This is a genomic window from Sphingomonas oligophenolica (assembly GCF_006438955.1).
GTDB lineage: Bacteria > Pseudomonadota > Alphaproteobacteria > Sphingomonadales > Sphingomonadaceae > Sphingomonas > Sphingomonas oligophenolica_A.
Window position 1 is genome coordinate 1 of the sequence record NZ_RCZK01000029.1, and the last position, 8010, is coordinate 8010.

An 8010-nucleotide genomic window follows, 5' to 3' on the forward strand; every position below is an offset into this window, starting at 1 on the left:
ACGCGGCCGTCACCGGCGTCAAGAACGCGTTGATCACGGCGCGCGCAGGCTTCACGACAGTTCGCGACGTCGGCTCCAGCGGCACATCTGCCATCGCGGTGCGCGATGCGATCCGTGACGGCAGCGTGCCAGGGCCGCGCATCAAGGTCTCAGGCCAGCCGCTATCGATGATTGGCGGCCACGCCGATCCCGCGGTTGGTCTCTCGCCGGACCTGCGCGACGCCCTCTCGACTACGCCGGGTATGTTCACTGTCTGCACGGGGACCGAGGAATGCAGCAAGGCTGTTCGGCGGCTCGCAAGGCGGCGCCGACCTGATGGGCCTGTCGGCAGAAACCGGAACGCTCGACCCCGGCAAAAGCGCCGACCTGATCGCCGTCGATGGCGACCCGCTGGTTGATCCCGATGCGGTGACGCACGTCGCCTATGTCATGGTAATGGGTAAGCCGATTCCCATGCGATGAGGTAGCGTCCAATCCGGCTCCCCGCATGCGACCGGTTTGAATACGGAGAGCAGGCTGGCCCGCGGCCAACCGGCTTGCCGCATTGATGACCCAGTGCCAGACATTCGCGAGCTGTATTTGGCTCCCCAACTCCAGCCATTCATTCATGCCCGCGCCCAAAGTGATGGCGCAGGTAACGCCGCTGCCCGACCGCACGCCAGCTTTCCCGAAAATTGGATTCGGGTTGAGCCAGTCGCCGCCGAACCGTTCATCCCGCTTCCCGCTGATCTGATCCCCGCCAATCGTCCGCCATCACTTGCCCCCCAGGACCCGGTGGCGTAACCGATCGCCGCACCCGGCACACCGCAGGTCAACCGCCGTCCAGCGAATTGGACCGCGACCTTCCGACTGGGCGTCGAAGGCAACCGGTCGGTGATCAGCTCACCGGTCGCCAGCAGGGTGAATATCCAGGGCGTGTAGTGCCAGCCAAGAAAGGCAAGCCAGCGTCCGTCCAGAATGGGATGCCCCCGCGCCGCCGCCCCGGCGATCACCGCCGGTTCCATCATCGCGCGCAGTTCAGCGACGATGCCGATAACGATTGCGCATACCTCCGATGGCATCCACGTTTTGAAAGTTGTCGGGTTCGTTATAAAATGTTTCGCGGGCTCGATTGCCGGAACATCGCGGGACGTGACACGATAGGATCACTCTCAACGTGCGAATAGACGCGGTTGGTTTTATTGTCGCGAGAGCATTCTTGTCCCTATCCTTATTGAAAAACTGGCGCAGCGATCTGCCTGCGTCGATCGTCGTATTTCTCGTCGCACTGCCGCTGTGCCTCGGTATCGCGCTCGCATCGGGGGCGCCTTTGTTCGCGGGGCTAATCGCGGGCATCGTCGGCGGGCTGGTGGTCGGGACGCTGTCGAAATCGCCACTGTCGGTCAGCGGGCCGGCGGCGGGTCTGACCGTGATCGTGCTCGCCGCGATCGAATCGATGCCGAGCTACCAGATGTTCCTGTTGTCGGTCGTCATCGCCGGGGTCATCCAGGTCGGCTTCTCGTTTGCGCGGGGGGGTACGCTCAGCGAGTTCGTGCCGTCATCGGTGATCGTCGGCATGCTCGCGGCGATCGGGCTGATCCTGATCCTCAAGCAGATCCCGCACGCGTTAGGCTATGACGGCGGCGATTTCGAGGGCAGCTTCGAATTCTTCTCGAGCGGCGGCAATACGTTCAGCGACATCGCGCGCGGCATCACCGGCGGAATTGAGCCCGGCGCGCTGGTGATCGCGGTCGTCGCTCTCGCTTTCCTGTTCTGGTGGGATCGGGCGCGCCCCGGCGAAGGCGCGCTGCGCTTCGTCCCCGGCCCACTCGTCGCGGTGCTGATCGGGATCGCTCTAAACGCGGTGTTCGCATTGGCAGTGCCCGGTTGGCACCTCCGGCCGTCGCATCTCGTGCAGGTTCCCGTCGCGGAAACGCTTACCGGCTTTGTCGGGCTGTTCACGATGCCCGACTTCACCGCGATCGGCAGCGGCGCGGTATGGATCACCGCGCTGACGCTCGCCATCGTCGCGAGCCTCGAATCGCTGCTGAGCGTCAAGGCGGTCGACGAGATCGATCCGCAGCGCCGCACGACCGACAAGAACTGGGAATTGCTGGCGCAGGGCAGCGGCAACATCGTGTCGGGCATGATCGGAGGGCTGCCTGTTACCTCGGTCATCGTGCGCTCGTCCGCGAACGTCGCTGCCGGGGCGGCGAGCAAGGGATCGGCGATCATGCACGCGATGTGGCTGCTACTGTCAGTCGCGCTAATCCCGGTCGCGCTCAACCTGATCCCGCTTGCCGCGCTGGCTGCGGTACTGATCGCGGTCGGATACAAGCTGACCAAGCCCGCGCTCTTCATCGAGCGGTTCGCCAAGGGGTGGACGCAGTTCGTGCCGTTTGTCGTCACCGTGCTCGCCATCCTGTTCACCGATCTGCTGATCGGGATCGTGATCGGCCTCGCGGTCGGCTTTGTCTTCGTCGTCGCGCGCAATTTCCGTCGCGCGATCACGTTCGCGTGCGATGGCGACGACTGCCTCGTTCGCGCGCGCCGCAACCTGTATTTCATCCATAAATACGAGTTGCAGCGCGAACTGGCGCGCGTCCCCGACGGCGCAAATGTCCTGATCGACCTGTCGTCGACGAGCTATGTCGACCTCGACAATGTCGACGTCATCAACGCGTTCATTAAGGGCGCCGCCTATCGTGACATCGACGTCGTCGTCCGCGGCGACGTCGCGCGGAGATCGGCGCCGCTGATCAACGCCCGTCAATCGGAGGTCGTATACGCATGAGGGATTCCCGCCAGCTCCTGCTCGCCAACAAGGCTTGGGCGACCGAACTCACCGACGAGGACCCCGCCTTCTTCCAGCGGCAGATCGCCGGGCAAAAGCCTAAATTCCTGTGGATCGGCTGTTCGGACAGCCGCGTCGGCCCCGAACAGATGACGCAGGCACAACCGGGGACGATGTTCATCCACCGCAACGTCGCCAACTTGGTCGATCCCGCCGACCTCAACCTCATGAGCGTCCTGCAATATGCGGTCGACGTGCTCCAGGTGCCCAACATCCTCGTCGTCGGCCATCACGGCTGCGGCGGGATCAAGGCGACGTTGGCGGGCGGAGTGACGGGGCCGGTCGATCGCTGGCTCGATACCGCGCGCGCGATGCTCGCGAACCATCGCGACGAGATCGACGCGCAAGCCGAAGGCGAGGCGCAGGTCAACCGACTCGTCGAGGTCAATGTTCGCGACCAGCTCGTGAAGCTGTCCTATACCGAGATCGTCGAGCGCGCCTTCGCCCGCGGGCAGGACCTGACGCTGCACGGTTGGGTCTACGACATGCGCGATGGACTGCTCCATCCGCTGATGCAGATCGATTCCGACACTGATCGCGATGCGATCGCGCGTCCCGAAAAGGTGCTCTGAGTACAGCGTGTTGGTCGGTCACCGGGCATCCCGGCGATCGACCAGTCGCGTTCAGAAGCTGGCGCCCACCGAAAAGACGACGTGCGACTCGGCAATCGATGATCCGTTCTTCGTCGAGCCGAAGTTGGGAATCAGATACGCCGACTCGCTCCGATCGATGTCGGTATCGACGTACGCAATGCCGAGCGTAACTGGCCCCAGCACATAGTCCGCACCGAGCATCCAGTCGAAGTACCGGCCCGTCGGCGCGATGCTGGTACCGTTTGGGCCGAGCCCGGGATTGCCGTCGGAATAGCCGATATGTGCCTTTGCGGTCACCGGCGTGTGCGGAATGCCGACATTGGCTTCCCCCCGCAGGTACAGATTATCGTCCTTGCCGCCAGGATCGTTATAGATCCCGCTGGCGGCATCGGTACCGATGAAATACCAGCGGCCGAGCGCCTGCTGTGGCGGCGCATAGGCGACGCCTGCGAGCAGGCCCACCGGCCCGATCGTCCCCGACACCTTGGCATAAGGTTCGGCGAAGTCGGTCTTGTCCGCGCCGCCGGGATACATGTACCACGTAAGCCCGACATCGATCGTGCCGTTGCCGATCCCTTGCGTGTAGCCGCCGATCAGGTCGAGCTCGGTATTTGATCCGCCGAACGTGCCCCAACCGGCGAGGTTCGACGCCCAGGCGCCGGCATAAAACCCGCTTCGGTGCGCGACGGTAAGGCCGCCCTGGATCGCGCCCTCTTTGTCGGTCTGCGACACCCCGCGAAACCGATAGTCGGAGACCAGCGCGACCGATCCAGACACCGTCACCGGTTTGGGCGGGGCGGTCTCCTGCGCATGCGTGGCGCTCGCGGTCAGGGCGCTCGCCACCAGGGCGGCGGCGGCGGCGATATGATGGTACATCGGATCCCCTTCGATAAGAAAGTTCGATCCCTCCTGCGGTCCGTGGCGCCGCCGCTCTAGTCGCTGGCGACTGGCGACGGTCTGCACGGACGCATCCTTCTTGCCGGTCGGACGATGCCGACGAATGTCGGGGTTGTAAGCTAGTGTTGCTAAGCGGCACCGATGCCGCCGACGGGCAGCGTGATCGCCGCCGCCAGCCCACCCTCGACACGGTTCGCGAGCACCAGCGTACCGCCTTCGTCCTCGACGATCCGTGCGACGACTGCGAGGCCCAGTCCGAAGCCGACGGTGTCGCGAGCTCGCGCGGTGTCGAGGCGGACGAAGGGTTCGACGACCGATGCCAGCGCGTCGTCCGGGATCCCGGGACCTTCGTCGAGCACCGCGATCGTATAGCTGCCGGGCAAGGGCGTCAGCCGGATCGTTGCGGAGCCAGCGTAATGGATCGCGTTGTCGACGAGATTGCCAAGCGCGCGGCGAAGCGCGGCTGGGCGCGTGACGACCTCGCAATGGTCAGGCCCCTCGTACCGTGCGACGACCCCGTGATCCTCGAGGTCGTCGACGACCGTCGCGCACAGCACCGCGACGTCGCACCGGACGGGGGGTTCGGGGTTCGATCCGCCGCCGAGAAACGCGAGCAGTGATTCGACCATCGCTTCCATTTCGGCGACGTCGCGCGTGATCGCATCGCGCGTCGCGGGTTCGCGCACTTCCTCCGACCGTAGCCGCAACCGCGCGAGCGGCGTGCGCAGGTCGTGTCCGACCGCGGCGAGCGCCTGCGTCCGGTCGGCGATCAGCCGCTCGATCCGCGCCTGCATCCGGTTGAACGCGACGATGACGCGGCGCACTTCCGCGGGGCCCGCCTGCTCGACGATGACCGCGTCGCCCTGTCCGACGCGATTCGCGGCGATCGCGAGCTGGCGCATCGGGCGCAGAGCGCGACGGATGAGCAGCCCGCCGAGAACCATCAGCAACAAAGCGGGCAACAGCGCGACCGCGACGCGCGCGCCCGACAGGCTAAGATTGTCGAGCGGGGTCAGCGTGTGGAAATAAAGCCAGCTGCCATCATCGAGGGCAAGTCCCCCCGTCACGACCGAACTGCGCCCGGGCGCGGTCAGCGTCAGTCGCAGCCGCGATGACGCCAGCGTCGGTTCCCAATCGACGATCTGCTCGCGCATCGACAACAGCGCTGGGACCGTCGCGGGCGGTGGAGGCAGCGCCTCGCGCCATTCAACCGCATAACGCTGCGTGGTTAGTTCGAGCGCCATCGTCGAGCGTCCGGCGGGCTGCTGCTCGGCGATCAGTCGCCGCGCGATCACGAGGTGTTCGGCCAGCCGCCGCGCCTCGTCGTCGCGCACCGAAAACTGGCTCGCGCGCTCGTAGAGAAGGGTGCTCGCGCCGAACTCGATCACCATCGTCAGCAACAGGATCGCGATTAGCTGGCCGATCAGACCGACCGAAGGGCGCGACAGCCTCAACGGCGGTCGACTATCGCGTTGAGCATATAACCGACGCCGCGGACGGTGACGATCGGCGCATCAGCACCATCCGTCGATAGCTTGCGGCGCAGACGGCTGACCAGCACGTCGACGCTGCGGTCGGAACTGTCGCCCAATCGTGTCCGCGACAATTCGATCAGCCGCTCGCGCGCGATGACCCGTCCCGCATGATCGAGCAGCGCCACGAGCAGGTCGAACTCCGCGCCCGTTAGCTCGACGACCGCGCCAGTCGGCGATGTGAGTTCGCGGCGCGGCAGTGTTACCGTCCACCCGCCGAACGTCAGGATGCCCTTTTCGCGCTCGCTCGAACACCGCTCCATTGTACCACGCCGCAGCACCGCGCGAATCCGCGCGATCAGTTCACGTGTAGAGAATGGCTTGGCAATATAGTCGTCTGCACCCAGCTCGAGCCCAACGACGCGATCGGCCTCCTCGCCACGCGCGCTGACGAAGATGATCGGCACGTTGCTCTTCTGGCGCAGCGCGCGACACAGGTCGATGCCACTGGTCCCGGGCAGCATGATGTCGAGCAGGATCAGATCGACCGGTGCCTGCGCCAACGCGATCCACATCTCGGGCGCGGCAGAAGCGGGGCGGACGACGAAGCCGTGTTGCTGGATCGCGCGGGTGGTGAGCGTACGGAGTGCAGCGTCGTCCTCGACGAGGAGGATGGTAGGGGCGGTCATGCGCGGCGAGTTAGTCGGGCGCCGCCCAAGGGTCAACGCGCGCACTGGCATCGCCGGATCGAGACACAATTCGTTACGAACAGGCGGCACCGGCGACATGCCAAGTCGCTACCCAGGCAGCATCCTTCAATCGGAGATTACGATGTTTGCCTTGATTACCGCCGCCCTCTTGTCGTCGCCCGCGCTGGCTACACCTGCGCCGCAAGCCATCCATGAATCGTGCGTCCGGCATCAAATCCACCGTCCCGCCGGCAAGATAGGAATTCAGCGCCACATTTATTTCTGCGAGACCAAATCCGCAACTGAGCACGCTAACAACCACAGGCAGCGCCCAGCCAAGACGCTTGCGAACACATCAAGTTTAGCGACTCCTAAATGACAACACACTTAACCGACAAGGAAGCCTTGGCTGTTATTTTGAACGAATGTCGGCTTCCGTAATTGGTTGCCCAAAAGCGGACGGACCGATTTTCAACAAGCAAACTCGTTGCGAGAAGTCTGGTGAGCGATGCCGCCGTTAAACCAGCCTATCAGTGTTAGGCGAAGGCGTCGCGCCGACCCCCGACCGGCTGTGGGCGCAGACTGCTCCCAGCAATCTGGGGCGAATCTATGTCGTTACGGATTGTTTCCAGACATCGCTAATCGAAAGCAATTGTAACTATTTTTAAACACGAATGCAATTAAGTGATTGATGATGTAAGTGGATTGACGCACCCTTAATCAGCGGGTTCTTGGTTCGAGCCCAAGTGCGTCCACCTTTTTTTTACAATTATTTAGCCTCAGACTTTCCCGGCATTTTCATCGGTAGACTAGATTTCTGATTGACTGAATTGATTTGGGATTCCCAGGGATTGATCTGATTCGATCTGCTGGCTGTGATGGTGGTCAGCATGGATGGCGAGACCGTATTCGAACGATCATCGTGAGCGTGTGGCTGCGGCGACGGCGGTGGGCCGCAAGCTCCCGGGAGGTTGCAGCGCTGTCGAGGTGAGCGTGGCGGGCGTGGTGAAGTGGTCGCAACGTCGGCGGGCGACGGGGAGTGCGGCGGCCAAGCCGATGGGCGGATATCGCAAGCGCCTGCCCGAACCGCTCCGGGCGCTGGTGGTCGAGCGCTTGAAGGCGGTTCCGGACCTGACGCTCAAGGCGCTGCCGAACTGGCCGAGCGCGGCATCGCGACCTGCCCGGTATCGGTTTGGCGGCTGGTGCGGCCGGAGGGGATGAGCTTCCAAAAAAACGTATGGCCCGCCCCGTCTGCAAGGGTGATTTTTTGACAGCTTGCTGGTCTGCATCAACGTATCCGGTCTCAAGGTCGAGCCTTGGCCAAGATGGGTTCCGCGCGCTCCGGGCCTCATAAAGTTCGCGGTGTCGTACACCACATTTTTAGTCAGGCTGCCGGGGCGCCGGTTCGACCGTTAAGCCATCTATCTTCCACCTCCACAGACATCGTGCACGGCAGCCCGAGCGGCGGCCGCGAACCCTGAATCAGGCCATCGCTGGCCCATGATCATAATCGCGACCGTGTCGCA

Annotated in this window: 7 protein-coding genes; 4 read left to right on the forward strand and 3 right to left on the reverse strand. The window is 63.9% G+C overall.

Annotation, left to right across the window (positions count from 1 at the left end; translation table 11 throughout):
* Positions 1 to 315 precede the first annotated feature (315 nt).
* The 3 genes from EAH84_RS16480 (at position 316) to EAH84_RS15355 (ending at position 3405) form a co-directional block, all read left to right on the forward strand.
* Positions 316 to 462 carry an amidohydrolase family protein gene (locus EAH84_RS16480; RefSeq protein ID WP_241656654.1) on the forward strand — a complete coding sequence of 49 codons (147 nt, stop codon included), beginning with the start codon at positions 316 to 318 and terminating at the stop codon, positions 460 to 462.
* Between the two features lie 736 nt (positions 463 to 1198).
* Positions 1199 to 2773 (forward strand): SulP family inorganic anion transporter, encoded by a 1575-nt coding sequence (locus EAH84_RS15350; protein ID WP_140872849.1) that lies wholly within the window; start codon positions 1199 to 1201, stop codon positions 2771 to 2773.
* Positions 2770 to 3405, forward strand: coding sequence for a carbonic anhydrase (locus EAH84_RS15355; RefSeq protein WP_140872850.1), 636 nt, complete (start codon positions 2770 to 2772; stop codon positions 3403 to 3405). The genes EAH84_RS15350 and EAH84_RS15355 overlap by 4 nt, the downstream gene beginning before the upstream one ends.
* 51 nt (positions 3406 to 3456) lie before the next feature.
* Here EAH84_RS15355 and EAH84_RS15360 read toward each other — a convergent pair whose 3' ends face one another.
* The 3 genes from EAH84_RS15360 to EAH84_RS15370 all read right to left on the reverse strand — a co-directional run bounded on the left by EAH84_RS15360 (position 3457) and on the right by EAH84_RS15370 (position 6484).
* Complete coding sequence (locus EAH84_RS15360) at positions 3457 to 4302, reverse strand: TorF family putative porin (RefSeq protein WP_140872851.1); 846 nt, start codon at positions 4300 to 4302, stop codon at positions 3457 to 3459.
* Positions 4303 to 4451: 149 nt separating this feature from the next.
* Positions 4452 to 5714, reverse strand: a complete 1263-nt coding sequence (locus EAH84_RS15365; RefSeq protein WP_140872854.1) for an ATP-binding protein — start codon at positions 5712 to 5714, stop codon at positions 4452 to 4454.
* Positions 5715 to 5773: 59 nt separating this feature from the next.
* Positions 5774 to 6484, reverse strand: coding sequence for a response regulator (locus EAH84_RS15370; RefSeq protein ID WP_140872852.1), 711 nt, complete (start codon positions 6482 to 6484; stop codon positions 5774 to 5776).
* 993 nt (positions 6485 to 7477) lie between these two features.
* On the opposite strand from EAH84_RS15370, the gene EAH84_RS15375 reads away from it, so the two are divergent.
* Entirely contained in the window at positions 7478 to 7705 is a 228-nt protein-coding gene (locus tag EAH84_RS15375) for a hypothetical protein (protein ID WP_140872853.1), read from the forward strand.
* Positions 7706 to 8010 lie beyond the last annotated feature (305 nt).